21 protein-coding genes and 1 pseudogene are annotated in these 25313 nt (G+C 57.0%); 18 read left to right on the top strand and 4 right to left on the bottom strand.

What is annotated here, in order from left to right:
• The first annotated feature begins 27 nt into the window (after nt 1-27).
• Entirely contained in the window at nt 28-1215 is a 1188-nt protein-coding gene (locus P3T25_RS27070) for an acetyl-CoA C-acyltransferase (RefSeq protein WP_429359699.1), read from the top strand.
• Between the two features lie 106 nt (nt 1216-1321).
• Here P3T25_RS27070 and P3T25_RS27065 read toward each other — a convergent pair whose 3' ends face one another.
• Entirely contained in the window at nt 1322-1939 is a 618-nt protein-coding gene (locus P3T25_RS27065) for a TetR/AcrR family transcriptional regulator (protein WP_429359697.1), read from the bottom strand.
• Nucleotides 1940-3270: 1331 nt separating this feature from the next.
• On the opposite strand from P3T25_RS27065, the gene P3T25_RS27060 reads away from it, so the two are divergent.
• The 14 genes from P3T25_RS27060 to P3T25_RS26995 all read left to right on the top strand — a co-directional run bounded on the left by P3T25_RS27060 (nt 3271) and on the right by P3T25_RS26995 (nt 19813).
• Nucleotides 3271-4902, top strand: a complete 1632-nt coding sequence (locus P3T25_RS27060; RefSeq protein WP_429359695.1) for a DUF1302 domain-containing protein — start codon at nt 3271-3273, stop codon at nt 4900-4902.
• Between the two features lie 17 nt (nt 4903-4919).
• Nucleotides 4920-6278, top strand: a complete 1359-nt coding sequence (locus P3T25_RS27055) for a DUF1329 domain-containing protein (RefSeq protein WP_429359693.1) — start codon at nt 4920-4922, stop codon at nt 6276-6278.
• Nucleotides 6279-7448, top strand: coding sequence for a WD40/YVTN/BNR-like repeat-containing protein (locus tag P3T25_RS27050; protein ID WP_429359691.1), 1170 nt, complete (start codon nt 6279-6281; stop codon nt 7446-7448).
• A complete protein-coding gene (locus tag P3T25_RS27045; protein WP_429359689.1) occupies nt 7445-9868 on the top strand; it encodes an efflux RND transporter permease subunit in 2424 nt (807 codons plus the stop codon). Before P3T25_RS27050 ends, P3T25_RS27045 begins: the two co-directional genes overlap by 4 nt.
• Before the next feature lie 11 nt (nt 9869-9879).
• Nucleotides 9880-10008, top strand: a complete 129-nt coding sequence (locus tag P3T25_RS27040) for a hypothetical protein (protein WP_429359687.1) — start codon at nt 9880-9882, stop codon at nt 10006-10008.
• A gap of 128 nt (nt 10009-10136) precedes the next feature.
• On the top strand, nt 10137-11741 hold the full coding sequence (locus P3T25_RS27035; protein WP_429359731.1) for a long-chain-fatty-acid--CoA ligase: 1605 nt from the start codon (nt 10137-10139) through the stop codon (nt 11739-11741).
• A gap of 524 nt (nt 11742-12265) precedes the next feature.
• Nucleotides 12266-13408: a Re/Si-specific NAD(P)(+) transhydrogenase subunit alpha gene (locus tag P3T25_RS27030; protein ID WP_429359685.1), complete on the top strand. Its 1143-nt coding sequence runs from the start codon at nt 12266-12268 to the stop codon at nt 13406-13408.
• A 12-nt stretch (nt 13409-13420) separates the two neighbouring features.
• Nucleotides 13421-13753, top strand: coding sequence for an NAD(P) transhydrogenase subunit alpha (locus tag P3T25_RS27025; RefSeq protein WP_028198874.1), 333 nt, complete (start codon nt 13421-13423; stop codon nt 13751-13753).
• Nucleotides 13753-15207 (top strand): NAD(P)(+) transhydrogenase (Re/Si-specific) subunit beta, encoded by a 1455-nt coding sequence (locus P3T25_RS27020; RefSeq protein ID WP_429359683.1) that lies wholly within the window; start codon nt 13753-13755, stop codon nt 15205-15207. The genes P3T25_RS27025 and P3T25_RS27020 overlap by 1 nt, the downstream gene beginning before the upstream one ends.
• Nucleotides 15208-15430: 223 nt before the next feature.
• Entirely contained in the window at nt 15431-15946 is a 516-nt protein-coding gene (locus P3T25_RS27015; RefSeq protein ID WP_424784443.1) for a RidA family protein, read from the top strand.
• Nucleotides 15947-16317: 371 nt separating this feature from the next.
• Nucleotides 16318-16776, top strand: a complete 459-nt coding sequence (locus P3T25_RS27010) for a nuclear transport factor 2 family protein (protein WP_424784444.1) — start codon at nt 16318-16320, stop codon at nt 16774-16776.
• 2 nt (nt 16777-16778) lie between these two features.
• The gene (locus P3T25_RS27005) at nt 16779-17630 is read left to right on the top strand and encodes an ergot alkaloid biosynthesis protein (protein ID WP_424784445.1); all 852 of its coding nucleotides are present in this window, start codon (nt 16779-16781) and stop codon (nt 17628-17630) included.
• A gap of 221 nt (nt 17631-17851) precedes the next feature.
• Nucleotides 17852-18736: an SDR family NAD(P)-dependent oxidoreductase gene (locus tag P3T25_RS27000; RefSeq protein WP_429359680.1), complete on the top strand. Its 885-nt coding sequence runs from the start codon at nt 17852-17854 to the stop codon at nt 18734-18736.
• A gap of 87 nt (nt 18737-18823) precedes the next feature.
• Entirely contained in the window at nt 18824-19813 is a 990-nt protein-coding gene (locus P3T25_RS26995) for a LysR substrate-binding domain-containing protein (RefSeq protein WP_424104039.1), read from the top strand.
• Nucleotides 19814-19815: 2 nt separating this feature from the next.
• Here P3T25_RS26995 and P3T25_RS26990 read toward each other — a convergent pair.
• Nucleotides 19816-19992, bottom strand: a pseudogene (locus P3T25_RS26990) (IS6 family transposase); the annotation flags it as partial.
• A 386-nt stretch (nt 19993-20378) separates the two neighbouring features.
• Between P3T25_RS26990 and P3T25_RS26985 the strand changes: the two are divergent.
• Entirely contained in the window at nt 20379-21878 is a 1500-nt protein-coding gene (locus tag P3T25_RS26985) for a DHA2 family efflux MFS transporter permease subunit (RefSeq protein ID WP_429359729.1), read from the top strand.
• Between the two features lie 197 nt (nt 21879-22075).
• On the opposite strand, the gene P3T25_RS26980 is transcribed toward P3T25_RS26985, so the two are convergent.
• On the bottom strand, nt 22076-23017 hold the full coding sequence (locus P3T25_RS26980) for an AraC family transcriptional regulator (RefSeq protein ID WP_429359677.1): 942 nt from the start codon (nt 23015-23017) through the stop codon (nt 22076-22078).
• A gap of 95 nt (nt 23018-23112) precedes the next feature.
• On the opposite strand from P3T25_RS26980, the gene P3T25_RS26975 reads away from it, so the two are divergent.
• Nucleotides 23113-23865 carry an SDR family oxidoreductase gene (locus tag P3T25_RS26975; protein ID WP_429359675.1) on the top strand — a complete coding sequence of 251 codons (753 nt, stop codon included), beginning with the start codon at nt 23113-23115 and terminating at the stop codon, nt 23863-23865.
• Nucleotides 23866-24186: 321 nt separating this feature from the next.
• Here P3T25_RS26975 and P3T25_RS26970 read toward each other — a convergent pair whose 3' ends face one another.
• Complete coding sequence (locus P3T25_RS26970; protein ID WP_429359673.1) at nt 24187-24375, bottom strand: hypothetical protein; 189 nt, start codon at nt 24373-24375, stop codon at nt 24187-24189.
• A gap of 23 nt (nt 24376-24398) precedes the next feature.
• Between P3T25_RS26970 and P3T25_RS26965 the strand changes: the two genes are divergently transcribed.
• The gene (locus P3T25_RS26965; RefSeq protein WP_429359671.1) at nt 24399-25283 is read left to right on the top strand and encodes an NAD(P)H-binding protein; all 885 of its coding nucleotides are present in this window, start codon (nt 24399-24401) and stop codon (nt 25281-25283) included.
• Nucleotides 25284-25313: the final 30 nt, after the last annotated feature.

Genomic DNA, 25313 nt, shown 5'->3' with positions numbered 1-25313 from the left:
TCCTACAATACAATATAAGGACTCCAAATGGATGAAGCGGTCATTGTATCTACCGCCCGAACACCGATCGGCAAGGCCTATCGTGGTTCGTTGAACAACATCAAATCTCCGACTCTGATGGCGCACGCGATTTGTCATGCGGTTGACCGTGCAGGGGTAGACCCGGACCAGATTGAAGACGCGGTGATTGGTTCAGTACTGACTGCCGGGACTGCAGGTTCCAATATCGCACGCCAAGCGGTGTTCGCGGCCGGTCTACCACACAGCGTCAGCGCTCAGACCATTGATCGCCAGTGTTCATCCGGTCTGATGGCCATTGCAACTGCCGCCAAACAGATTGTCGTAGACGGCATGGAAGTCGTTATCGCTGGCGGCCAGGAAAACATCTCCCAGGTGCAGAACCGCTACTTCGAATGGTTTCAGGCTGAGAGTGACCCGAACGTTGTGCGCTTTGCGGAGCATGCGTACATGAACATGCTTGCGACCGCCGAAAATGTGACAAAAAAGTACAAAATCTCACGAGAAGCTCAGGACGCTTATGCACTGAGCTCACAGCAGCGGACCGCACTGGCACAAAGCGCGGGTCGCTTCGACGCCGAGATCGTGCCGATTTCAGCAACCATGGCGGTGATCGACAAGCAGACCCGGGAGCTTAGCTACAGAGAGGTCACGCTGTCTCGGGACGAAGGAAATCGTCCCGAGACGACTTACGGATCGCTGGCCGGCCTATCGGCCGTCGTCGATGGTGGCACGGTTACCGCAGGCAACGCAAGCCAGTTGTCCGATGGCGCCAGCGCTTGCGTGTTGACCAGCAGCAAGTTCGCCGAGCGCAACGGTCTCAACCCGCTGGGTATCTACCGGGGGATGGCTGTGGCTGGCAATGCGCCCGAGGAGATGGGCATCGGGCCGGTGTACGCCATTCCCAAACTGCTAATGCGGCACGGTTTGCGCGTTGAGGATATCGGGTTGTGGGAACTCAACGAAGCGTTTGCCTGCCAGGCACTCTACTGTCGGGATGCACTGGGTATTGATCCCGAACGATACAATGTGAATGGAGGCAGCGTATCGATCGGCCATCCCTATGGGATGACCGGCGCGCGTCTCGTGGGACATGCATTACTCGAAGGCAGACGGCGGGGCGTGCGCCATGTCGTCGTCTCGATGTGTGTGGGTGGTGGCATGGGGGCCGCAGGGCTGTTCGAGGTTCTGGCATAAGCCGACTCCTGCCTTATCACCAACGGGCCATGGTTACGATTACCAGGACCCAGAGGATCGGTACGCGAAGAAGCTGCGGGAATCGAATGATTCCCCGGCTCCTTTACTATCGAATACTAACTTGCAGCGCGGCTATGGTCGCGGCTACAAGTTGACGGGAATACTTTGGCGTGGCGGACCTGCGCGCGATCGTAAGCCGCCAATAGAGCGGTGCCGTGATCATATCGACAGCGAATTCGTCGTCTAGATTAGCTGGCAACTCCCCTCGCTTTTGAGCGCGGCGAAGCAGTGCTATTACATTGGCACGCCGCGGTTCCCGGACGGACTCATTCACCATTTTCTCAAGACCGGCATCTCGTGCCATTTCGCAATGAATCTCGGGTAGCACCCGAACTGCGAAGGTCGACGACATGGAGGTGATCGCGGCCTTGAAAAAAGCTTGCAGATCTCCTTCTAGCGACCCGGTGTCCGGTGAGCTCCCAACGCCGACACCGACATCCGTCACCAGCGACGCAATCAATGCCTGACGCGATGGCCAACGCCGATAAACAGCCGCTTTCCCGACGCCTGCGCGCTTGGCAAGAGAGTCCATTGAAAATCGCGCGATGCCGATTTCCGCCAGCTCGTCGCGTGCCGCTGCAATGATCGCCTCGGTCAGCTCCGGCCTTATCACGGCCGCCCCGGCGGGGACGCGCCCGCGCTTTGGTTCCAGAGTTTGGTCCATTGGTTCCTTGGTTCGATGTACGAGAGTCAATCGCAAAGACGTCATAACGGCACGGGTCCGTCCTTCTGCCATTGTATGACAACGGGACGGATCCGTTCCATTGTTATTGTATTACGTATTTTCTCACGTACAAGTAACTTTGGATTTTTGGCCCCGAGCAAGGCTCTGTCCTGATCAAGACGGAGCGGGTCCTGTCGACGGACCCGCCACCGAATTTGTGACAAAGTTTGGGTGCCTGCTCGGCCTTGTGCCAACCCCGGGGCGTGGGGCGGTTGAAATTCGACTTAACGCACACCAGGTTTTTCGATGGAGCGGAGCAGCTCCCGTAAGAACATAGAGAAATTGGTAACCATATGGAATGAGCCGGGTGAAGGCCGTGGCAGTGATCTTTCTGATTGAACGCAAATATTCAATGAATTCACTGCGCCGCTCGTCGACAAGGATTTGGAGTGCTTCGTCGCGCTCTGGCATGACCAACACAGTTCTCGAGAGCCCCTATGCCTCCCGGACGGTTTACCGACTGGGCAGGCATGCAAAACAATCATTTGCGAATACGTGAACCATCTCTTGCCAGAGTCCGAATCTAGCGCGTTCCCGTAGCAGCAGTTGCACGAATCGCAAGACGTTGAGCGTGACAGGAAGCCTGTCTGGTCGGGCTCGCCGATTTCCTTTCCGGTAAACGGCTCCAAAGGCACGCGTACAGCGTGACGTTGCAGGACGAAGGATACTAAGTGCCCCTGGCTTATCTGCCTAGACGGCAAAGTGAAAACGGGCCTTCTCGCTGGCGAGCGCGGCCATCGGGGACGATAGTTTGACTCATGTCGCTTCGATCGCCGCTCACGGAGTTGTTTTGCCAACATGACTAACCAGCCTGACGTTTCGCGTGTCCAGTCGAGAAGGTCACCGATGTCGTCATCCTTGTACCTTGCATCGGTCGTCCAACGTTCGCAATGCGCGGCGGCTCTCGCAGACCTGCCCCCATCTTAAGTCTTCGAATAACACGCACTCCCACGAATTTGCAGGACCTTGTCTACGCCCCGACGTTGTATGCGTACCTCCTCAGCGGAAACCTTTCGTTAGGGCGGCTGCTGGCCACGCGGTTTCCGAAAAGGAGGGCGCCTATTCATTAGACGACGAGGGGCCTCGAACTGCGCCGTATAGATGTTTACCCGGCAACATTAAAAAAAAACTTGGCAAAGGTAATTTTGTCACCGTACTATTTTTTCAACGGAACGAGTCGGTATCGTCGGAACAGTCCGGGGTTGACCTAAGCGGAAAATTTTATAAATAGGCGACATCCTGCAAGGGAAAAGCCATACGAAGGAGTTGACGTGACGAGCTCTACAAGACGTTCTGGTGCTTGGCTGGCTGCCAGAGGGGGACTTCTGGTTGTTTCGGCGCTAACGGCCCGCTTAGCGTTCGCTGTCGACATCGAGTTCGACAACCCGGAAGAGAAGGCGAGTATCAACACGACAATCTCCTACGGTGCGATGTATCGACTGCATGAAGCATCGCCGGCGCTGCTGTATAGCCCTTCGAATTTTTCCTCGGTCGATCTTGATGACGGTGATACGAACTTTCGGCAATCGGGGTTGGTGTCGAACCGCGCGAGCGCCTTCACGGAAATTCAGTATCAATACGGCAATTACGGATTCCGTCTCAGCGGCGATGCGTACTACGACACTGTCTACAACAAAAGCAACCAGAACAATTCGCCTGGCACGGTGAACTCGACTTCCGTGCCAGCCAATCGATTCACCGCCGCAACCACCACGACCCAAGGTCGGAACGTCGAGCTTGACGATGCCTTTGTGTTTGGCAAGTTTCACCTCGGAGCCATGCCATTGAATGTCAAGGTGGGTCAGTTCGCCCAGATCTGGGGTGAAACCCTTTTCTTCGGTTCGAACGGGATCGCTGCGGGGATGAGTCCGCTGGACATCGACAGGCTTGTATCGGTCCCGAGCAGCCAAACTAAGGAGCTGCTGCTACCCGTTCCGCAGATCGCGGCGACCTTGCAGATGATTCCGGGGCTTAGCCTTAGCACCTATTACCAGCTTGGCTGGCGCTCCGACCAGCTTCCGCCAGCCGGTAGCTTTCTTTCCAGCGCGGATGTGATCGGACAAGGAGCAGAAAGCTTCCGCGTCGGTGGAACCTCGTTTTCACGCGCGCCGGATATAGCCGGAAAAGGTTCAGGCCAGTACGGGGTCGCGGTGAAATACACGCCAGTGAACTCGAACGTGGATCTCGGGTTTTATGCGTTGCGCTACAACTCAAAAGACCCGGCGATTTATCTGTTGCCCGGCTCAACTCAATACAAGCTTGTTTATCCAGAAGGAATCAAGTTATTCGGTGCCAGTTTCAGCACCAACCTAGGAGATGCAAACGTTGCAGGCGAGCTGTCATATCGCAACAACATGCCTCTGGTGAGCGATGTGCAGGTCGATCCGACGGGTAGCGCGAATAACGACAGTCGACCGCTATATGCGGTTGGCGATACGTTGCATGCCAACCTGTCTGTTTTGTATTCGCTACCGCGTTCGGTGCTCTGGCCCAATGCGACTCTGACGGCTGAAGTCGGCTACAACAGGTTGCTAAAAGTGACAGCGAATCCGCACGCACTTGATCCGAACACGACGCGTGACGCTCTGGGCGTGCGTCTTGTCTTTCAGCCAACGTACTACCAGGTGATACCTGGTCTCGACGTAAACGTGCCAATCGGCTTTGGCTACAACCCGTATGGTCGTTCGGCGGTCATCGCTGGGTTCAACGGAGGTGCATATCACGGAGGCGATTTCAGCATCGGCCTGTCAGGCGTCTACGTGTCGGTCTGGAAGTTTTCGCTCAGCTATACCCGATTTCTCGGCCCTATCGCGCCCGCATTTAATAGCGCGGGGAACTATACATTTGGTCAGTCTCTGGGCGATCGGGACTTTGTGGCCCTCACCATTTCACGTAAGTTTTAAGTATTTGGAGTTCATCCATGAACGCAAGCAAGGTTCTCAGTGCGGCCTCTATCGTGATGCTGCTGTGTTTAGCGCGGGAAAGCGTCGCGGAGGTCTCGGCACAGGAAGCCGAGGCGTTGAAAACGACTTTGACACCGGTGGGCGCCGAAAGGGCAGGCAACAAGAGCGGAACGATTCCTGCGTGGACCGGATGTGACAACAAGAAGGCGGCTTCCGTCTCAGGCCGTAGGCCGGATCCTTTCGCGAACGAAAAGCCACTTTTTTCGATTACTGCGAAGAACTTGGGCGAATACAAGGACGCGTTGACCGACGGGCAGTTGGCCCTCTTCTCGAAATATCCGGATTACCGTATGGATGTCTATCCGACTCATCGCACGGCTTGCGCGCCTGACTGGGTGTACGCGAACGTCGCGAAGAATGCGATGAGCGCGAAGGTGGCAAACGATGGGGATACCCTGACCGGTGCCTTCGGTGGAATCCCATTTCCCATCCCGAAATCGGGCGTGCAGGTGATGTGGAACCACCAGTTGCGGTGGCAGAGCGACGCCATCGAATACAACATCGATGCGGTTGCGGTAACCACGGACAACAAGCAGGTTTTGCTGTCACGGGGCAATGACAAGGAAGTCCGTCCGTACTATTTCGAGGAAGCCGATCGTAGCAAATCGCCGGAACGCTTCCTCAAGCAGGTCCTGGAGACGTCGGGGCCGCCATTGCATGCTGGAGAGGCACTCCTATTCACAGAACCGCTGGATTATCGTGGGCAGAGCACACAAGCATGGGCCTACCTGCCGGGCCAGCGGCGTGTTCGAAAGTTGCCTGTCGCGGACTACGATACGCCGAACCCCGTCGCCGACGGGCTTGGAAACATCGATGAGGTTGCGATGTTCTATGGAGCGATGGATCGGTACGACTGGAAAATCGTCGGCAAAAAGGAGATTTACGTCCCCTACAACGAAAACCGGGCGTTGCAGCCGAAGCAGAACAGAGACATGCTTGGTGCCCACTTTCTAAATCCGGATCACGTGCGGTGGGAACTACATCGTGTCTGGGTGGTTGATGCCACGTTAAAGAGCGGAATGCGTCATAGTTTGCCGCACCGACGCTTCTATTCGGACGAGGACTCATGGATTATTCTGCTCGCCGACGGCTGGGACGCGCACAGTCAGCTGTGGCGCACTTACTGGCACCTGACTTATGACGTACCCGACATGCCTGGCGTGGTGGCAGGAACATTCGGCTTGTACGATTTACTGACGGGAGCGTGGTACGCGAATGGCCTGATGAACGAGCAGAGAGTGCAGATCTCATTCCCCAAACGCTTCCCGCTCGACATGTACAGCCCGGATGGGCTCGCCGCGAACCAGGTGCAATAATTGTTTACCTTCCACACTCATATGCGCAGCCGCCGCGGCTTGATAGTGCAGCGAACTCGTGCGGCGGCCGTAGCCCTTTTTATCTGCATGTCGCCGGTAAAAGGCGAGCCACTGCCTGATCCGCTGGTGAGACACGCAGCGGAGATCGGCAATACTCACGCCGCAGTGTTGCTCGATGTCGCTACAGCGGGTGCAGCGGTAGTTGCAGTGGGCTCGCGAGGCACCGTCTTGGTGTCGAATGACGACGGCCGCAGGTGGTATCAGGTGCCAAGCCCCGTGAGTGTGACGCTCACCACGGTGGCCTTTGCAGATCCGAAGAACGGTTGGGTACTCGGCCATAGCGGCGTCATATTGCATACAACGGATGGTGGTCGCTCGTGGACCAAGCAGTTCGACGGCCGCGCTGAGGCGAAGCTGGAATGGGAGTCGGCGCGCGAGGCGTTGTCGGCTGCGCCCAATGACGCAGCCGGTAAAGCAAGAATGCGGGCGGCGGAAAGCCTCGTCCACGAAGGCCCTGATAAACCACTACTGTCGCTCTCCTTCAGCAGCGCGCAAGAGGGTACTGTGGTGGGTGCCTATGGTCTGATTTTTCATACCCAAGACGCGGGCGCGACATGGGTATCCTGGGTCGGCCGGGTTCCCAATCCCGCAGGCATGCATCTGTATGCGGTTCGTTCGCGGGGCTCATCCATTTTTCTGGCAGGCGAACGGGGCTATTTTGCCCGCTCGCTTGACGGCGGGCGCACCTTCGAACGCATTCAAACGCCGTATGCGGGAAGCTATTTCACGATGTCAATTCTGCCGTCGGGTAGGGTATTCATCGGAGGACTGGAGGGACAAGGGTTCAGTCTCGATGTGACGTCGATGACTTTCGAACACTCCACGGGACTGGATAGCGCTTCAATCATCCAATCGACGGTTGGCCCACACGGCGATCTCTTGGCAGTCGACCAGAACGGCATCGTGTGGGCGAGCGTCGATGACGGTAGAAACTTCACAAGGCGAGCTACGAGCGCACCCCAAACATTGGCGACCGCGGTCGCCGTCGTAAGAGACGGAAGTCTAGTCACCGCCGGGTTCGGCGGAGCCGGCGTTACTTCTGTCGTGAATTCCTCCAAATCGGCGTCGCAACCAATCGCGAAACCGGCGGAAAAAGGAGAGCAACGTTGAACAATCGATCTTTCGAAACGGAACATGAAACTTCGGCCGCAGCACAAATACCGTTCGACCATAGGTCTGGCTCGCTGATTGAGCGGCTGCTCTTCAATCATAGAAAAATTGTGCTGCTGTTATTCGCACTCGTCACCGCATTCCTCGGCTTTCAGGCGCGGCATCTCACCATTGCGGCGAGCTTCGACAAGACGCTTCCGTCCAATAACGAGTTCATTCGAAACTACCGCGACAACAAGGACGATCTAAAATCGCTGGGCAATACGGTTCGGATTGTGGTCGAGGCGCCTGAGGGTGAGAGCATTTATTCCGCGCACTATCTTGCAACGCTGCAGAAGATAAACGACGAGATATTTCTGCTTCCGGGGGTCGACCGCCCTTTTATGAAGTCGCTGTGGACGCCCAGCACGCGGTGGGTCGGCGTGACCAAAGAAGGTCTTGACGGCGGTCCGGTCATACCGGATTCCTACAACGGTTCGCCTGCATCTTTGGGTCTGCTAAAGACGAACGTGGCTCGTTCAGGCGAGATTGGGCATTTGGTCGCAAGCGATGGGCGTTCGTCGGTCATCTTTGTGCCGATACTGTCGAAGGATGAGCAGACCGGGGCGTCGCTCGACTATGCGAAATTCTCGACATCTCTGGAAAACATCCGAACTCGCTTTGCGTCGCAAGGTGTCAGGATTCACATTACCGGATTCGCGAAAGTCATCGGCGACCTGATGGATGGGCTTCGAGCTGTCTTCGCGTTTTTTCTGTTGACGGTTTGCATTACCTCGACGCTTCTTTACAGGTTCACGCGTTGCGTTCGCAGCACGACACTCGTTATCACCTGTTCGCTCGTCGCCGTTGTCTGGCAGTTAGGCGTGCTCGGTTGGCTTGGCTCTCCGCTTGATCCGTATTCCGTTCTGGTTCCATTTCTGGTGTTCGCCATAGGCATCAGCCACGGTGCGCAAAAAATGAACGGGATCATGCAGGACATCGGGCGAGGTGCGCATCGCCTCGTTGCCGCGCGCTTCACGTTTCGCAGGCTCTTTCTGGCAGGATTGACCGCGTTGCTTTGCGACGCCGTCGGCTTCGCGGTCTTGACGACTATCCGCATACCCATCATCGACGACCTCGCGCTCATTGCCAGTCTTGGCGTCGTGGTGTTGGTTTTTACGAATCTGTTGCTGCTGCCTATTCTGCTCAGTTTCGTTGGTGTGAGCGGGACCGCTGCCGCCCGCAGTCTTGCGTCTGAAGTAAAGGAAGAACACCGTGTATGGACTCTCCTGCAACGTTTTGCTGATCGCCGCTGGGCATTGAGCACCATCATGGTGGGCGCATTGCTGGGCCTCGCGGGCTTCGTGGTGAGTCAGCATCTGAGCATCGGCGACGTCGATCCTGGCGCCCCCGAATTGCGCGCGAATTCCCGCTACAACCTTGATGTTACCTACGTCAATCGACACTACGGCGCGAGCAACGATGTGTTCGCGGTCATGGTGAAAACTCCCAGTGGGCGATGTGCCGACTACGATACTTTGGCTCAGGTAGACGCGTTGGAAATGATTCTGGGGCAACTGCCTGGTGTGGCGGGAACGTCGTCGCTTGCAGGGCTCGACAGAAAATTGTCCGTGGCGATGAATGAAGGCAACCCGAAGTGGTATGAACTGGTCCGCAATCAGGCAATGCTCAACTCGTTCGCCGCGCAGATGCCGCGCGGAATGATGAACGAGAGTTGCGACATGTTGACCCTGACGGCATATCTTACCGACCACAAAGCCAACACCCTGACGGGTATGGTCAACGCAGTCGAAACGTTCGGCGCGCAGCATCCAACTCCGGCTGCGCGATACCTTCTGGCGGCTGGGAATGCTGGCTTCGAGGCTGCGACGAACATCGTGGTCGAAAAGGCGCGTCGTGAAATGCTGTTCTGGGTCTACGGCGTGGTGGTGATCCTCTGCATGATTACCTTCCGTTCATGGCGGGCAGTGTTCTGCGCGGTGGTACCACTCGTCCTCACGTCCATTCTATGCGAAGCGCTGATGGTGATCTTAGGTATTAGCGTAAAAGTCGCGACGTTGCCTGTCATAGCGTTGGGTGTCGGCATAGGTGTGGACTATGCCCTCTATGTAATGAGTATTCTACTGGCGCGCATGCGGCAGGGTGAATCGCTGAACGTAGCGTATCGCCATGCATTGCTGCAGACGGGGCGAGTGATTGTTTTGACCGGCCTTACGCTAGCACTCGGCGTGGGCACGTGGGTACTTTCCCCGATTAAGTTTCAGGCGGACATGGGATTGCTTCTCGCATTCATGTTTTTGTGGAATATGTTGGGTGCGCTGATCCTCCTGCCCGCTCTCGCAAGTGTGGTTCTGCGAGGACATACAGTCGTCGCCACCAATAAAGGTTCGAAGTGCAAAAAGTGGCCTCGGTTTTCCTAGAAGGGGTTGAAATGCCTAACGTTCTGCATAACTGGATTCTGGTCGGCAGCCACGCCTACGACGAGTACACATTCGTACCGTGGCTGAATAAGAATGTGTACCGGCGGACAGTGAGCCTCGACGATGTCTGCCTTCTTTGACCGATCAGGAGGTACTTCGGTGCGCAACGCGCGAACGCAAAGGGGTTGCGACTGGACGTTGAGAGGGTTTCATCTACTGAATTCGACCGAATCAAGGAGACTGTCACGTGAAGCAGGTTAAAGGTCAGATGATGCAGATGCCGATGCTGGTATCGGAGCTCATCGCTCACGCAGCGCGCTACTTTTCTGACGTGGAGATAGTCTCGAGCCGACCTGATCAAGAAGAAGTACATCGTTACACCTGGCTCGACTGTGAAGTGCGTGCCAGGCGTCTCGCCCACGCCCTCGCCGGGATTGGCGTGGAGCAGGGTGAGCGTGTCGGTACACTCGCCTTCAACAGTTATCGGCATCTAGAGTTGTACTACGCGATTTCCGGAAGTGGCTCGGTGTGCCATACCGTCAACCCGCGTCTGCCATTGGAGCAGATGGCCTATGTGATTTCCCATGCTCAGGACGGAGTGGTGTTCTTCGACGTCGAGTTGTTCGAACATGTCGTTAAACTTGCTCCGTTGTGTCAAGGCGTGCGCGCGTGGGTCTGTATGGCCGACGAGGCAAGTGTACCCGTCGGTTCCGGATTGCCACTGCTGTGCTACGAGACTTTATTGGCATCAGGTAGCGACGCGTATGAATGGCCACAACTCGACGAGAATGCAGGTTCTTGTCTTTGCTATACATCCGGCACGACGGGCATTCCGAAGGGAGTGATGTACAGTCATCGCTCGACTGTACTTCACGCAATGTCGATCTCGCTGCCGGACGTTTTCAACTGCTCAGCGTCAGAAATCATACTGCCGGTCGTGCCGATGTTCCATGCCAACGCATGGGGACTTATCTATGCGGCGGCTCTCGTCGGTGCGAAATTGGTACTGCCCGGCAGTCGGCTCGATGGTTTCTCGCTGCACAAGCTGATCGTCTCTGAAGGCGTGACGTTCGCTGCTGGTGTTCCGACCGTCTGGCTTGGCATTCTTGACTACGTCAACGAACAGCGGCTTGGACTTGCAAACCTTCAACGGTTGTTGGTCGGTGGGTCGGCCATGGCCCCGAGCCTGTTCGAAGCATTCGGGGCTCTTGGCGTTGAGGTTGTGCATGCTTGGGGTATGACGGAGCTTTCACCGGTCGGTGTAGCTGCGACGCTCTTGCCTAAGCATGCGTTGCTAAGCCGAGAAGAGCAACTGCGGGTGTTGGCAAAGCAGGGACGTCCACCTTTCGGCATAGACGTTCGAATTGTCGATTCTGAGGGCCGCACGCTGCCCCACGACGGCGCTGCCTGTGGGGAACTTCAGGTTCGAGGCCGTTGGGTTGCGGCTTCATATTTCGATGTTGATGAATCTCCGCTTCAGGAGGGGTGGTTCCCGACTGGCGATATGGGCACGATTGACAGCGACGGCTACGTCGACCTGACCGACCGGAAGAAAGACCTGATCAAATCGGGCGGCGAATGGATTTCCTCAATTACCGTCGAACGTGCGGCCGCAGAGCATCCGGGGGTCGAAGTGGCAGCTTGCGTGGCTTGCGTCCATCCGAAATGGGTTGAGCGGCCGCTGCTCGTTGTTAAGTTACGTGAAGGGAGTGATGTCCGCGCGAGCGAACTACGCGCATTTCTGGGAGCCCGGCTTACTAGCTGGTGGGTTCCAGACGATGTTGTTTTTGTCGATCAGGTTCCCGTCGGCGCTACCGGAAAGGTCGACAAGCGAGCACTTCGCGAAAGGTTTGCCGATTTTCTGAGTCGTTGAGAACGCCATGTACTTTCAGGAAATGTCGACGGTCGTGCAACATCAGCGTCCGATCAATCTGGCGTTCTGCAGTAACCGATACATGAGAAGGGTCCGGCAGTGGAGGGAGTTGGTTTACGACGGGGGACGCAGCTATAGCTACGCCGCTGGTGGACCACACTTGCCGCTCTCGTTGCTGCCTTTGGGAGCGATGCGCCACTCATCGAGGCAACGGATGCATTGGGCTATGCGCTGCACACGTGATTTAGCCGCGGTAGTCCGTTCGGGCTTGAAGTATACGCCTTCGCGCGAACGAATAGATTCGCAATTGATTCTGGCGCGAATTGGGCGTCGTGAAATTCCATTGTGCAAAAGTCAATGGTACGTATCGCATTGCCGAACGGCGGGAGCTCCTGTCCGAGAGTGTGCATACGACGCGAACTGTGAAAGGCGCGGGCGAGATAAGGGATTCGATTACCTCCCCATAGCAGCGATACGCTTTCGACATCTCAGTCCGGAAAAGACGGTCATTTAAGGATAGAAAAATGCAGATTGGAGTTCCTGCCGAAACGCAGGCGGGTGAAAAACGCGTCGCCGCGACGCCCGAGACAGTGAGGAAACTCGTTGCTCAAGGTCACCAGGTGATGATAGAACATGACGCGGGCTTGCTTGGCAGCTATATCGACAACGAATACGCGGAGTCGGATGCGGAGATTGTCGATGCGGCCACCGCCTTTGGGGCTGATCTGGTCCTCAAGGTCCAGTCTCCGACCGATGCCGAGTTGCCGCTTCTGAAGCGCGGCGCGACGCTGGTCGGCATGCTCGACCCGTTTAATACCGAAAACTCATCAAAGCTGGCGGCTGCGGGCGTCACCGCGTTCGCGCTTGAGGCCGCCCCGCGTACCACCCGCGCGCAGAGCCTCGACGTGCTGTCGTCGCAGGCGAACATCGCCGGGTATAAGGCGGTTTTATTGGCCGCCACGCTCTACCCGCGCTTCATGCCGATGTTGATGACGGCAGCCGGTACCGTGAAAGCGGCCCGTGTGCTGATTCTCGGCGCGGGTGTGGCGGGTCTGCAGGCCATCGCGACCGCCAAGCGCCTGGGCGCCGTGATCGAAGCTTCGGACGTGCGTCCGGCGGTGAAAGAGCAGATCGAATCGCTCGGCGCCAAATTCCTCGATGTCCCCTACGAAACCGATGAGGAGCGTGAAGCCGCGCAGGGCGTCGGCGGCTACGCGCGGCCGATGCCGCCTTCGTGGCTTGCGCGGCAGTCGGCGCTGGTCCACGAACGGGCCAAACAGGCTGACGTCGTGATCTCGACCGCCCTGATCCCGGGCCGCGCCGCACCGACGCTGATCTCGGTGGAAACCGTGCAGGCGATGAAACCCGGCTCCGTGCTGGTCGACCTCGCGGCAGGACGCGGCGCCGAGTACGAAGGCCGTCGTGGCGGCAACTGCCCGCTGACCGAAGCGGATCAGGTCGTCCTGAAACATGGCGTACAGATCGTCGGCTATACGAATCTGGCCTCGATGGTGCCCGCCGACGCGTCGTCGCTCTACGCACGCAACCTGCTCGACTTCCTGAAGCTGATCATCACCAAGGAAGGCGCCCTGAACATCGATCTCGCAGACGACATCGTCGCGGCCACGCTGCTGGCCCGCGACGGCGAAGTCACGCGCAAGGCCTAGAGGAGAACGGCGATGGAAGTCATCAACCACACCGTCATCAACCTGATCATCTTCGTGCTGGCGATTTACGTCGGCTACCACGTCGTCTGGAACGTCACGCCCGCGCTGCACACGCCGCTGATGGCCGTGACCAACGCGATTTCGGCGATCGTGATCGTCGGCGCGATGCTTGCAGCAGGCCTCACCGTGGGTGACACCGGCAAGTTCTTCGGTACGCTGGCCGTTGCGCTCGCTGCAGTGAACGTGTTCGGCGGATTCCTGGTGACGAGGCGAATGCTGGAGATGTTCCGCAAGAAAGAGCCGAAGAAGCTCATCGCTGACAAGACGGCCAAGGAGAACGCGTAATGAGTCTGAACGTCGTCACGCTGCTTTATCTGGTCGCGTCGGTCTGTTTCATTCAGGCGCTCAAGGGGCTGTCGAATCCGAAGACGGCGCGTACCGGCAATACCTTCGGTATGGTCGGGATGGCGATTGCGATCCTCACCACCATCGCGCTGATCGTCAAACAGGCTAATGCGCTCGGCTCGAATCTTGGGTTAGGGCTCGGCCTGCTGCTGGTCGCGCTGGTGATCGGCGGTGCGATCGGCGCGTTCGTCGCGGCGCGCGTCGAGATGACCAAGATGCCGGAACTGGTCGCGGCGATGCACTCGCTGATCGGTCTTGCGGCCGTGTGTATTGCGTATGCGGTGGTGTCTGAGCCGTCGGCCTTTGGTCTGGTCGATCCGGACAATCCGATTCCTGGCTTCCTGCCGTACGGCAATCGCGTCGAGCTGTTCATCGGCACGTTCGTCGGCGCGATTACGTTCTCCGGTTCGGTGATCGCGTTCGGCAAACTGTCGGGCAAGTACAAGTTCCGGCTCTTCCAGGGCGCACCGGTCGTCTATGCAGGGCAGCATCTGATCAACCTGTTCCTTGCGATCGGGATGCTCGGCTTCGGCGTGATCTTCTTCCTCACGCAATCCTGGCTGCCGTTCATCATCATGACGCTGATCGCGTTCGTGCTCGGTGTGCTGATCATCATCCCGATCGGCGGCGCGGATATGCCGGTGGTCGTGTCGATGCTGAACTCGTACTCGGGCTGGGCGGCGGCGGGCATCGGCTTCTCGCTGAACAATCCGATGCTGATCATCGCGGGCTCGCTGGTGGGTTCGTCCGGTGCGATTCTGTCGTACATCATGTGCCGGGCGATGAACCGCTCGTTCTTCAACGTGATTCTCGGTGGTTTTGGTAACGAGGCGGGTGCGGCGGCGGCGGGTGGGTCAGCCGAGCAGCGTCCGGTGAAATCCGGTTCGGCTGACGATGCTTCGTTCATGCTCGGCAATGCTGAAACCGTGGTGATCGTGCCGGGGTACGGTCTTGCGGTGGCGCGTGCGCAGCATGCGTTGAAGGAACTCACCGACAAGCTGGTCGAGAAGGGCATCGAGGTGAAGTACGCGATCCACCCGGTGGCCGGACGGATGCCGGGCCACATGAACGTGCTGCTTGCCGAAGCCGAAGTGCCGTACGACATGGTCTACGAAATGGACGATATCAACGGCGAGTTCGGTCAGGTCGACGTGGTGCTGGTGCTCGGTGCGAACGACGTGGTGAATCCGGCCGCGAAGAACGATCCGAAGTCGCCGATCGCGGGCATGCCGATCATCGAGGCGTATAAGGCGCGCACGGTCATCGTGAACAAGCGTTCGATGGCCGCGGGTTACGCCGGCCTCGACAACGACCTGTTCTATATGGACAAGACGATGATGGTGTTCGGCGATGCGAAGAAGGTGATCGAGGATATGGTGAAAGCGGTCGAGTGACGCTTCCGCCTGTCGTCATCGGATGCATAGACTCGCAGTTGCCAGCTTTGCTGTTCTCAGCATTGATTAAAAGCTTTTCAGCATCCGATGTATGTCGTAAAAAAACGTTGAAGCGAGTCAACGCGATGTGTCTGCCGAGACTCAATATCGCGGTATTGCCGCTCTGGAATTTGTCTCTCGAAGAGTCAACCGCATTTTCAACCTCATGGAGGATTGAAATAAATTGGAAGCGAAAAATCAAGTCTACGAACGCCTTCGGTCTGAGGGCATCGAGTTGAATCTACAGACCACCCCGATGGGTGCGTACACGCCTTTTGTGCAGACAGGGAACCTGCTTTTTGTCTCCGGGCACATCGCCAAGCTCGGTGGCGTCCCGTGGGTCGGTCAACTTGGCCGGGACATGGAGACGGCAGAAGGTGTCGTCGCGGCGCGCAGCGTCGCGACAGACATGCTGGGCACGCTGCAGGCGGCGACTGGGGATCTTAACCGTATCGTCCGAATCGTAAAGGTTTTGTGTCTAGTGAATAGTAGTCCTCTGTATACAGAGCATCACATTGTCGGCAATGGTTTTTCGGAGTTGTTTGAGTCAATCTTTGGCCCTTCCGGAAAACACGCTCGCAGTACATTCGGAGTCGCACAACTCCCGACAGGCGCGTGTGTCGAAGCGGAGCTGATTGCCGAGCTGCGAGACGGTCACGCTCAAGTTTTCTCTGAAGTGTGGCACAAGATCAGTGGATAGGTAGGTGATCTGTCATTGCGTCTAACGAGTACCGCAGGAGCTTGAGCGTCCTAGCCGCTGACGGATTACGATTTTGCGTTGTCGATCAGGTTGTCAATCTTCACGTACCAACCTGGCAGACCGTTGTCCTGCGACAGAACAGCTATTGCCGAATCTGTGGGCGTTTTGGCTCAAGAGTTGTGCGATGCGTTCTGTCAATGAAAGATGGTTCTCGGTCGCCCACATCGAATCGATGAGACGACAACACCTTTATTGCGCGCGAACGTTGAAGGTCGATCTTTAATTTGCGACGATACTGTTGCGTTCCGTCGATTTATCTTTTACCATGACTACGTCGGAACCATTGCGTTCCATCGTAAGGAAGAAATTAAATGAACACCGCCAACCGTCCCGAAGAGCTTTCAAGTTTCACCAACTTCTTGAAGGCGAGCCTCGCTCCTCTGATAGATGCCTCGGCTTTGACGTTCATCGATATGGTCGCCCCTGACGTGATTTTTGAATTTCCGTTCGCGCCGGCGGGATTGGTCACTCGGATTGACGGCAGAGCGGCGCTAAGCGCTCATCTCCAACGCTTTGGGACCGTCCTGCAGATTGACGGGATTGAGCCGGGTGCCGTACATACAACGGGAGACGAGAACGTCCGAATCTTGGAGTTTAGCTGCATCGGGAAAGGTCTGGAGTCTGGCCGTCCATACAATCAACGCTACATTTCGGTTATTACTGTGCGCGACGGCTTAATTGCTCGGTACGTTGATTATTGGAATCCCCTTGTCGTGCTAGACGCAATTGGTAAGGACGGCGCTGTGACCCAATTTCAACATCAGGATTAAACATGACAGCTCATTCAACAATTCTGCTTACTGGCGGAACCGGAAAAACCGGTCGACGCTTAGCCTCGCTGCTGAATCCTGAAAAACATGCTGTGCGAATCGCCTCGCGCTCAGGAGAGGCGAGCCACGGCCACGATGCAGTGCGTTTCGATTGGAAAGATGAGGCAACCTATCGGCATGCTCTTGAAGGCGTCGGTGCTGTGTATTTGGTGGCGCCTATGGATGGGGCAACTCCTCTCTCGGCAATGTTGCCATTTCTCGAACAGGCTCTTTCCGCTGGCGTTAAAAGATACGTGTTGTTGAGTGCATCTTCGCTTGAGGCGGGCGGCCCGATGATGGGCGAGGTGCACGCGTGGTTAGCTGAAAACGTTCCAGAGTGGGCAGTCCTGAGGCCGACCTGGTTCATGCAGAATTTTTCGGAAATGCATCACCGTTTCACGATCTCCAACGAACGCCGCATCTATTCCGCGACTCGCGATGGGAGGGTTCCGTTCGTCGATGCAACTGACATTGCAAAGGTAGGTGCGCATGCTCTTGTGAACGGCGACGCTCTCAATCGCGATGTAATCGTCACGGGATCCAAAGCTCTTTCTTACGACGAAGTGGCTGAACTGATTAGCGGAGCATGCGGGTTCCGGGTGGAGCATGTGAAGATTGATGAGGACGAGTTGGCCAGTCGACACGTGGGCGCAGGTGTCGATCCCCACTTTGCGAGGATTCTAGCCTCAATGGACACCGCAATAGCGGAGGGAGTGGAGGACCGGGTAACGAATGAGGTCGAGACGCTTACTGGTAGTGAACCATCCAATTTCACGGCCTTTGCAGCTGATGCGTCGAAAGTTTGGATGGCGTGAAACGTTGATTGCATTCATGGAAAAGCGGAAGTAATAGTCACCGTTTGGGAAACGATGTACCTGCCGGAGCAGGTACGTCTAGTCATCTGATTCGGACCATGATGGAAGCGATCCTAGCGTAATTGGGTTCTTTGGTAGTGGAGAGGCCTTGCAAGCATTGATCGATTTTCAAGTTGGTTAATAGATGGGCTATGAGTTGGTAGGGAATGCAGAGGTAATCGATGAGCTCTATAAGTTTTGATGGTCGTGTTGCCATCGTCACCGGCGCGGGCGGCGGTCTCGGCCGCAATTATTCGTTGCAACTCGCTGCACGCGGAGCAAAGGTACTTGTCAACGACGCGAACAGTGAAAACGCCGCGTACGTAGCGGAAGAGATCAATGCCGCGGGAGGTGAGGCGCTGCATTGGGGGGGCTCGGTGACTGACGAGCCCGACATGCGTGCTATGGTCGCTCGGACGGTAGACGCGTGGGGCCGGGTCGATATCTTGATCAACAACGCAGGAATTCTGCGTGATAAGACATTCTCAAAGATGTCGCTTGACGAGTTCCGGCTTGTGATCGATGTGCACCTGATGGGCAGTGTCTATTGCACGCATGCGGTTTGGGAAATAATGAAGTCACAGGGTTACGGCAGGATTGTAGTGACTACATCATCGTCTGGTCTTTTCGGCAGCTTCGGTCAAGCCAACTACAGCGCGGCTAAACTTGGTCTTGTCGGGCTCATGCAGACGCTTGCGCTAGAGGGCCGAAAATATGGCATCTGCGTCAACGCGCTTGCTCCGAGTGCCGCAACCGCCATGACAAATGATCTCTACAGTGCTGAGGATCTGGCGCTGCTCACTCCCGAGAGTGTTACGCCCGGCCTGCTGTATCTCGCTTCTGAGGGCGCACCTACGCGCACGATTCTATGTGCCGGTGCGGGGGCCTACTCGACCTCGCATATCACACTGACTGGCGGATGTTACGTAGGCAACGGACCGGGTGCGGCAGAAGGCGTCGCCCGTCTGTTTGACCAAATTTGCGACCGAACAAGCGATGTTGTTCCGCTGTCAGGTATTGATCAGTCTCGCCAGGAAGTGCACGCTGCGCGCGTTAGCACCCAGTAAGTGTGCGAATGGGTCGAAATCGTTCTATCACAGCCATCATTTCTCAGGCGGTTTCGGCTGCGTGATGAACGAAACGTCTGCTCATATATGGAACTACGTCAGCTTAGATACTTTGTTGCAGCGGTTGACCATGGTTCAATTTCGCGGGCTGCGGCTGCGTTACATGTCGCCCAACCTGCGCTAAGTCATCAGATTCAGATCCTTGAGCAGGAACTGCATGCCTTGTTGTTACTACGCACCCGACAAGGTGTTCAATCGACGGATGCTGGGAAGAAATTTTATGCACATGCGCAGGCTATTCTGAAGCAGGTCCTTGATGCTAGGACAAGCGTCGGTCAAGCCAGCGGCCAGTTGTCCGGAACCGTCGCACTGGGAATTCCGCAAAGCGTTTCTGCTGCGTTGGCTTTGCCCTTGTTGAAGACGGTCTACGCTACGTATCCTAATGTCACCCTTCAGCTCACGGAAGAGCTGACCGGTAACCTCATTGAGCCATTACGATCGGGACGGCTAAATCTGGCGATTCTGTTCGACGATGGTCAACTGGATGGATTCGACGTGGTCAGGCTCCTCGAAGAGAACTTGATGTACGTATCGTCTCCGGACTCAAAGTACTCTCCTGGGGCAGACTCAATCGCGTTCGACGCTGCCATAGCCCAAAAGCTCATTTTGCCGGGTATTCGGCATGGGGTTCGGCCTTTGATCGAAGCCGCCGCACGTGCTTCTGGGCAAACTCTGACGCAGGTCGTGGAGATCAATTCGGTAGCCATTCTCAGGTCAGCGTTGCTTGCCGATATAGGTGCCACGCTTATCCCGCCCGCGCCCTTGAGCATGGAGTTGCGAAATGGTGAGTTGCGCGCGGTACCAGTTACCGGACAGCCTCTTATTAGAACTCTGGCGCTCTGTTCGTCGAAGGCCATCCCGCTTACCGACTCGGCAAGAGCAATCGGTGAACTTGTCGTCAGTCTGGTCGACAGACTGTGTGACGATGACTCGTGGATCGGGGGGCGGTCCTGCCGTGGGTTATGTCGCAATAAAGAACGCCGAACAAGCAAAATCGATATGGTATGGAATCCTTGACAGATCAGCGAGTAGAGCCGCTGGGCGGGAGTCTGGTCGTTATCGCTACCGTTATCGCTACCGTTCAGTTGTCCCTTCTTAATCATGTGCATCAGTTCGATGCCACCCAGAAAAATGCGGGCGCACCGGAAAGTCTTAAACCAGAGCATTGGCCGAGTGCAACGCTTGATTGCCCGGTAAATGGGGTTGAACTTTTGAGTCGGTGATGCGCGCGGTCGCGGCGGCGCTATCAATGGAAAGTGCCGATTATTTTCCAGTCTTTCCATTCGCGGGGGAGGTGACCGCACGCCATGGATTTTGCACAACCCGACGATCCCAGTGTCGAGTCTAGGCGCCTCTTTTGACCGGGGACCCTGCCAAAAGACTCGAGATCGAAGGCAGGTTTGCGTCCGAAGTCGTCCCATCATCGCTAAGGATCGTGAATTGTGAGAATTGCGCTAGCGGACCGTGCTCTGGTGCGCGCCATTCGGCTTTGTGAAGGATGTGTTTTTGCCTTTCGTGGGAGAGCGTTGTGAGTACACCGTCCGGAGTTCCAATCCATCCGCCGCTCACGGGCGGCAGGCTGATGCTCGGCACGCTTGTCGTCGCTCTGGCGACGTTCATGAATGTGCTTGACTCGTCCATAGCAAACGTCGCGATTCCGACGCTGTCGGGCAATCTCGGAGTCTCGGTCGACGAAGGGACGTGGGTCATCACGGTCTTCGCGGCGGCCAATGCGGTGTCCATCCCTCTGACGGGCTGGCTCAGCCAGCGTTTTGGCCAGATCAGACTCTTTGTCGGCGCGATCGCGATGTTCACACTCGCATCGTGGCTGTGCGGCATTGCGCCGAACCTTCCGGTGCTGCTCGTGGCACGCGCGCTTCAGGGCGCCATGGCCGGACCGCTTATCCCAATGTCGCAGTCGATTCTGCTTAGCTCTTGGCCGAAAGCTAAGTCGGCTACGGCGCTCGCGTTGTGGGGCATGACGGCGACCGTCGGGCCGATCGCCGGACCGGCGCTAGGTGGGTGGATCACGGACAGCTACAGCTGGTCGTGGATTTTCTATATCAACGTTCCAGTCGGCATCTTCGCCGCAGGAGTGATCTGGGCGATCTACCGCACGCGCGAAACGCCCATCCGTAAGTCGCCGATCGACCTTGTCGGACTGGGCCTACTTATTGCGTGGGTCGGATCGCTGCAGATCATGCTTGACAAGGGCAAGGACCTTGACTGGTTCGACTCGCCGGTCATCGTTATGCTTACACTCGCGGCCCTTGTGAGCTTCGCATTTTTCCTCATTTGGGTATTGACAGAGGAGCATCCAATCGTCGATCTACGTCTCTTCAGTCAGAGGAACTTCTTTGGCGGTACCGTTGCGATCTCGATTGCGTATGGCGTGTTTTTCGGCAATCTCGTGCTGTTGCCGCAGTGGATGCAGGAGTATCTGGGTTACCGGTCTGTGGATGCGGGGCTCGTCATTGCCCCGCTCGGTGTGTTCGCAGTGCTGCTCTCGCCAGTGATTGCGCGGGTGCTACCGCGCTCGGACGCGCGGAAAATCGCGACGGTGGCGTTCGCCGGCTTCGCGGTAGTCTTCTACATGCGCTCGAATTACGTCGTGTCGGTCGACACATGGCACCTCGTGCTGCCCACGCTGCTGCAAGGCATTCCGATGGCGATGTTCTTCGTGCCACTCACGGCGATTATTCTCACGGGACAACCGCCGAGCAGGATTCCCGCCGCAGCGGGATTGTCGAACTTCGTGCGCGTATTATGCGGCGCGGTCGGCACGTCGCTCACTGTGAACGAGTGGAACAACCGCACCGTATTGCATCACGTGCGGCTCACTGAGCAGGCCATGCCGGGAAATCCCGAATACGATCGCCTAATTGGCTTCCTCGGGAACTGGGCGCACCTCGACCCGGCAGCATCCAACGCCGTATTCGATTCGCTCGTGAATGCGCAGGCGGCGATGCTCGGTCTGAACGACATCTTCTACATCTCGGCTTTAATTTTTCTCGCGATCATTCCGCTCGTCTGGATCACGAAGGCAGGCAAGGCGGTGGGCGGCGATTCAGGCGCGCACTAAGCGAAACCTTCGTCCGCGGCACTGAGTCAGTCGCGAACGCTCACCACAGAACCCGGGAGATGAAATCTTTCGTTTCGGCTACGCGGACCCGATCGCGCGCAGCGCTGCCTGTATGTACGATCACACTTGCAATGGCTGCGAGCAATGCGGTCGTACTCAATCCATCTGAACGCATGATGGCCGCGTCAACTACTCCGCTATCCCTGTGTAACCAGTTCTGCGGAACCCGGGTGTTGACTGCGTCCGTACTGTCGGGGCGAGCAGCCCATATTTCGCTTAAAGGCCGTACAGAATGCGCTTTCGGATTCATAGCCCATGGCCTGTGCAATAGAGGAAATCGGCTCTACTGACGTTTCTAGCCGATCCGCTGCCAGAAGCATTCGCCAACGTGTCAGGTATTCCAGAGGCGATACCCTAACAGTCTCCTTGAACTTCGATGCGAAGGCCGAGCGCGACATACAGGCACGTTCCGCGAGGTCCTGCAATGTCCAACGATGCGACGGGTCTTCATGCATGGCAGCGATTGCCGTCCCTATCTGTCTGTCGGCGAGAGCGAACAGCCACCCCTGTCCAATCGCGGCGTCTTCCTCCTGATGCAGCCGCAGTGCTTGTACCAGCATCATGTGCGCCAGATGCTGTGCGATCAGTATCCCGCCAGGCCTGCGTTCGCGCAGCTCCTGCATCATTCGTTCAACCGACCAACGCAGTGCTTCCTGCTCGGATTCGCGACGTATATGCACGATTGGCGGTAGCATCGCTAATAGGATACCGGCATGGGTGCCGTGGACGGCAAAGCGGCTACCAACCAGAAAGAAATCCCCTCCGCCGATGTAGGAAACGACACCACCTTCTCGCGCCGGCGGAAAGATCGTACCCGCATCAACGGAGGGTAGTTTCATGTCGCTCGCCAGCCGGAAAGGCCGCCCGCTCGGCAACACGAAACAGTCTCCCGTCCTCAGGCGTACTGGCGCAGCCACACCGTCGACGGACAACCAACATTTGCCGGAAATCACCGCGTAGCACTTGATCCGCTCATGTTGGCTGGAGAACTGGATCGACCAGTCCCCGCCTGCGTCGAATCCGGCCGACACGTAGCTACGGGGCCGCAACAGTGAGAGCACGTCTGACAAGGGATCCATCAGTCAAATTTGGACGATTAACGAAATAATGTGGATTTTCCAATATAGATCGTAGCTCAGCTGACGTCTATTGTGGAGTGTCAGGAGGAATTCCCATGCAACTTACTGACGACGGGATCCGCATTACCGGTGGCACCAGCGGCATAGGCCGCGCCCTGGCCGAAGCGCTCCACCAGCGCGGTGACCGGGCCATCATCGCCGGGCGCCGTCAGCAGTTGATTGACCAAATCGTTGCCTTGCATCCCGGGATGCAAGGCCTGCAAGTCGATATGGCAGACTCGAGCGCCGTTGACACCTTTGCTGTCGGTGTGCGCGAACGCTTCCCCGACTTGAACGCTCTAATCAACAACGCCAGCATTACTCAAGCCGAAGACCTGACCATCACCGATATCGACGTTTCCGTGGCGCGGTCGATCATCGAGACCAACATCGTCGGTGTACTCCAGTTGACTGCAGCGTCGCTGCCAACCCTCCGACGGCAATCGCGCGCAACCATTCTTACTATGACCCCCGGTTTGGCCTTTGTGCCGCGCACCGAGTATCCGACCTACTCTGCAAGCAAGGCGTTCCTGCACCCATGGCTGCAATCGATGCGTTCGCAATTGCGCGGTACCGTGGAAGTTCTGGAGCTGTCACCGCCCTACGTACAAACCGAGCTGGGTGGTTCTTGGCAGGCGACCGACCCCAACGCCATCGCTCTGGCCGACAATGTGACCGAAGTGATGCAGGCTCTTGAGGCTCCGGCTCCATCGCGCGGCGAGATCCTTGTTGAGCGGCTTAAGACGCTGCGCTGGGCCGCCACCAATGGCGTGTACGAAAAGATGTTCGATGCCCTCAATGGGAGTTGATCTAAATGAGACAACTTGTCGAGAACATCACGCCCTGTTAGATCTGACAGGGAGGCAGTCGGTTTCGCGAGCGTAAGAACTCAGGCAACCCGGAAGGAAATGGCTCAGGCTGAATTGATTTTCGAAAGATTTCGTGGCGAACGTGCCAGAGGTTGGGTAGTCCGCGGGGGAAAGTGGTGAGAACGGGGCGTTTCAGGAATCTTGCGCCGCGGCTTCAATGGCAGTATGCGCAGTTCGTTGTGGGGGGGCCGGCGCCTGTGCCGTTTTGGTTAGTCGAATTGGTGCGGTCGATGGACGAAGTCGAGGATGCGGTGGAACGTGTCAGACGGTTGATGGGGCGAAATATCGGCTGGCTTCAGCGAGCAAAGTCGCGGCATCTCGCAAGTCAGCCAAACCGTTCTCGACATGGATCGCGCTGGACGATCGCGAAATTAATATGGATTTTGCCACATAGACCGTCTTTAACCAATCGAGTAACTTGATCGCGATGACGCCGCCGATTGCGGCCATAAACCGATACAGGAGAGTTCCACATGATCGTAGTTACTGCGCCCACTAGCATGATCGGCCAACAGGTCGTCACGCATCTTCTTGACGCCGGCGCTCCTATTCGCATGATTGCACGCGATCCGTCGCGTCTCTCTTTGGAAATACGTGATCGCGTCGAGGTCGTAGAGGGCTCGCATAGCGATACCAGAGTGGTGAACACAGCGTTCGACGGGGCTGACTCCGTGTTCTGGCTGCTTCCCCCTGATCCCGGCGCGAAGAGCGTTGAGGCGGCCTACGTTGATTTCACCCGATCCGCATGCGAAGCGTTCAAAAGCCATGCAATCGCTAGGGTCGTCGGAATCTCAGCCCTAGGCCGCGGGACGCCCGTCGCCTCTCACGCAGGTTACGTCACGGCATCACTCGCGATGGATGATCAGATTGCCAGTACCGCGGTCGGTTATCGGGCTTTGACGATGCCTTCGTTTATGGACAATATTCTTCGACAGGCAGCGGCCATCAAGAATCAGGACATGTTCTTTTCGCCTATTTCCGGTGATCGCAAGATGCCGAGCTGCGCCACCCGGGACATCGCTGCTGTCGCCGCCGAACTACTGCTCGATACATCCTGGCGCGGGCAAGGACGCGTGGCTGTCCTCGGTCCAGAAGACCTGTCCTTCGGCGACATGGCGAGAATCATGTCGGAGGTACTGGCTAAGCCGGTTCGCTTCCAGCAAATCCCCTTTGAGGCCTACAAGTCGCGGTTCATCGAGTTCGGGATGTCCGAGGCAATGGCACAGGGGATGACAGACATGGCGCGAGCGAAGGACGAAGGACTCGACAACGCGGAGCCTCGCACCGCCGAGAACACCACCCCGACCAGTTTTCGAGAGTGGTGCGAAGAAGTACTGAAGCCTGCGATTCTCGGCTAACTAGCGGCTTTACTGATGTCCAACGGGAGC

The sequence above is a fragment of the Paraburkholderia sp. GAS32 genome (assembly GCF_050434225.1).
Taxonomy (GTDB): Bacteria; Pseudomonadota; Gammaproteobacteria; order Burkholderiales; family Burkholderiaceae; genus Paraburkholderia; species Paraburkholderia madseniana.
Note: the sequence above shows the minus strand (reverse complement) of the source record. Positions and strands in the feature narration are given on the sequence as shown.

What these genes read in the sequence shown, in the direction of transcription:
- P3T25_RS27070 (WP_429359699.1), top strand. Translation starts at nt 28, where the DNA reads ATGGATGAAGCGGTCATTGTATCTACCGCCCGAACACCGATCGGCAAG.
- P3T25_RS27065 (WP_429359697.1), bottom strand. Translation starts at nt 1,939, where the DNA reads ATGGACCAAACTCTGGAACCAAAGCGCGGGCGCGTCCCCGCCGGGGCG.
- P3T25_RS27055 (WP_429359693.1), top strand. Translation starts at nt 4,920, where the DNA reads ATGAACGCAAGCAAGGTTCTCAGTGCGGCCTCTATCGTGATGCTGCTG.
- P3T25_RS27040 (WP_429359687.1), top strand. Translation starts at nt 9,880, where the DNA reads ATGCCTAACGTTCTGCATAACTGGATTCTGGTCGGCAGCCACGCCTAC.
- P3T25_RS27035 (WP_429359731.1), top strand. Translation starts at nt 10,137, where the DNA reads ATGATGCAGATGCCGATGCTGGTATCGGAGCTCATCGCTCACGCAGCG.
- P3T25_RS27030 (WP_429359685.1), top strand. Translation starts at nt 12,266, where the DNA reads ATGCAGATTGGAGTTCCTGCCGAAACGCAGGCGGGTGAAAAACGCGTC.
- P3T25_RS27025 (WP_028198874.1), top strand. Translation starts at nt 13,421, where the DNA reads ATGGAAGTCATCAACCACACCGTCATCAACCTGATCATCTTCGTGCTG.
- P3T25_RS27020 (WP_429359683.1), top strand. Translation starts at nt 13,753, where the DNA reads ATGAGTCTGAACGTCGTCACGCTGCTTTATCTGGTCGCGTCGGTCTGT.
- P3T25_RS27010 (WP_424784444.1), top strand. Translation starts at nt 16,318, where the DNA reads ATGAACACCGCCAACCGTCCCGAAGAGCTTTCAAGTTTCACCAACTTC.
- P3T25_RS27005 (WP_424784445.1), top strand. Translation starts at nt 16,779, where the DNA reads ATGACAGCTCATTCAACAATTCTGCTTACTGGCGGAACCGGAAAAACC.
- P3T25_RS27000 (WP_429359680.1), top strand. Translation starts at nt 17,852, where the DNA reads ATGAGCTCTATAAGTTTTGATGGTCGTGTTGCCATCGTCACCGGCGCG.
- P3T25_RS26995 (WP_424104039.1), top strand. Translation starts at nt 18,824, where the DNA reads ATGGAACTACGTCAGCTTAGATACTTTGTTGCAGCGGTTGACCATGGT.
- P3T25_RS26985 (WP_429359729.1), top strand. Translation starts at nt 20,379, where the DNA reads ATGCTCGGCACGCTTGTCGTCGCTCTGGCGACGTTCATGAATGTGCTT.
- P3T25_RS26980 (WP_429359677.1), bottom strand. Translation starts at nt 23,017, where the DNA reads ATGGATCCCTTGTCAGACGTGCTCTCACTGTTGCGGCCCCGTAGCTAC.
- P3T25_RS26975 (WP_429359675.1), top strand. Translation starts at nt 23,113, where the DNA reads ATGCAACTTACTGACGACGGGATCCGCATTACCGGTGGCACCAGCGGC.
- P3T25_RS26970 (WP_429359673.1), bottom strand. Translation starts at nt 24,375, where the DNA reads ATGGCCGCAATCGGCGGCGTCATCGCGATCAAGTTACTCGATTGGTTA.
- P3T25_RS26965 (WP_429359671.1), top strand. Translation starts at nt 24,399, where the DNA reads ATGATCGTAGTTACTGCGCCCACTAGCATGATCGGCCAACAGGTCGTC.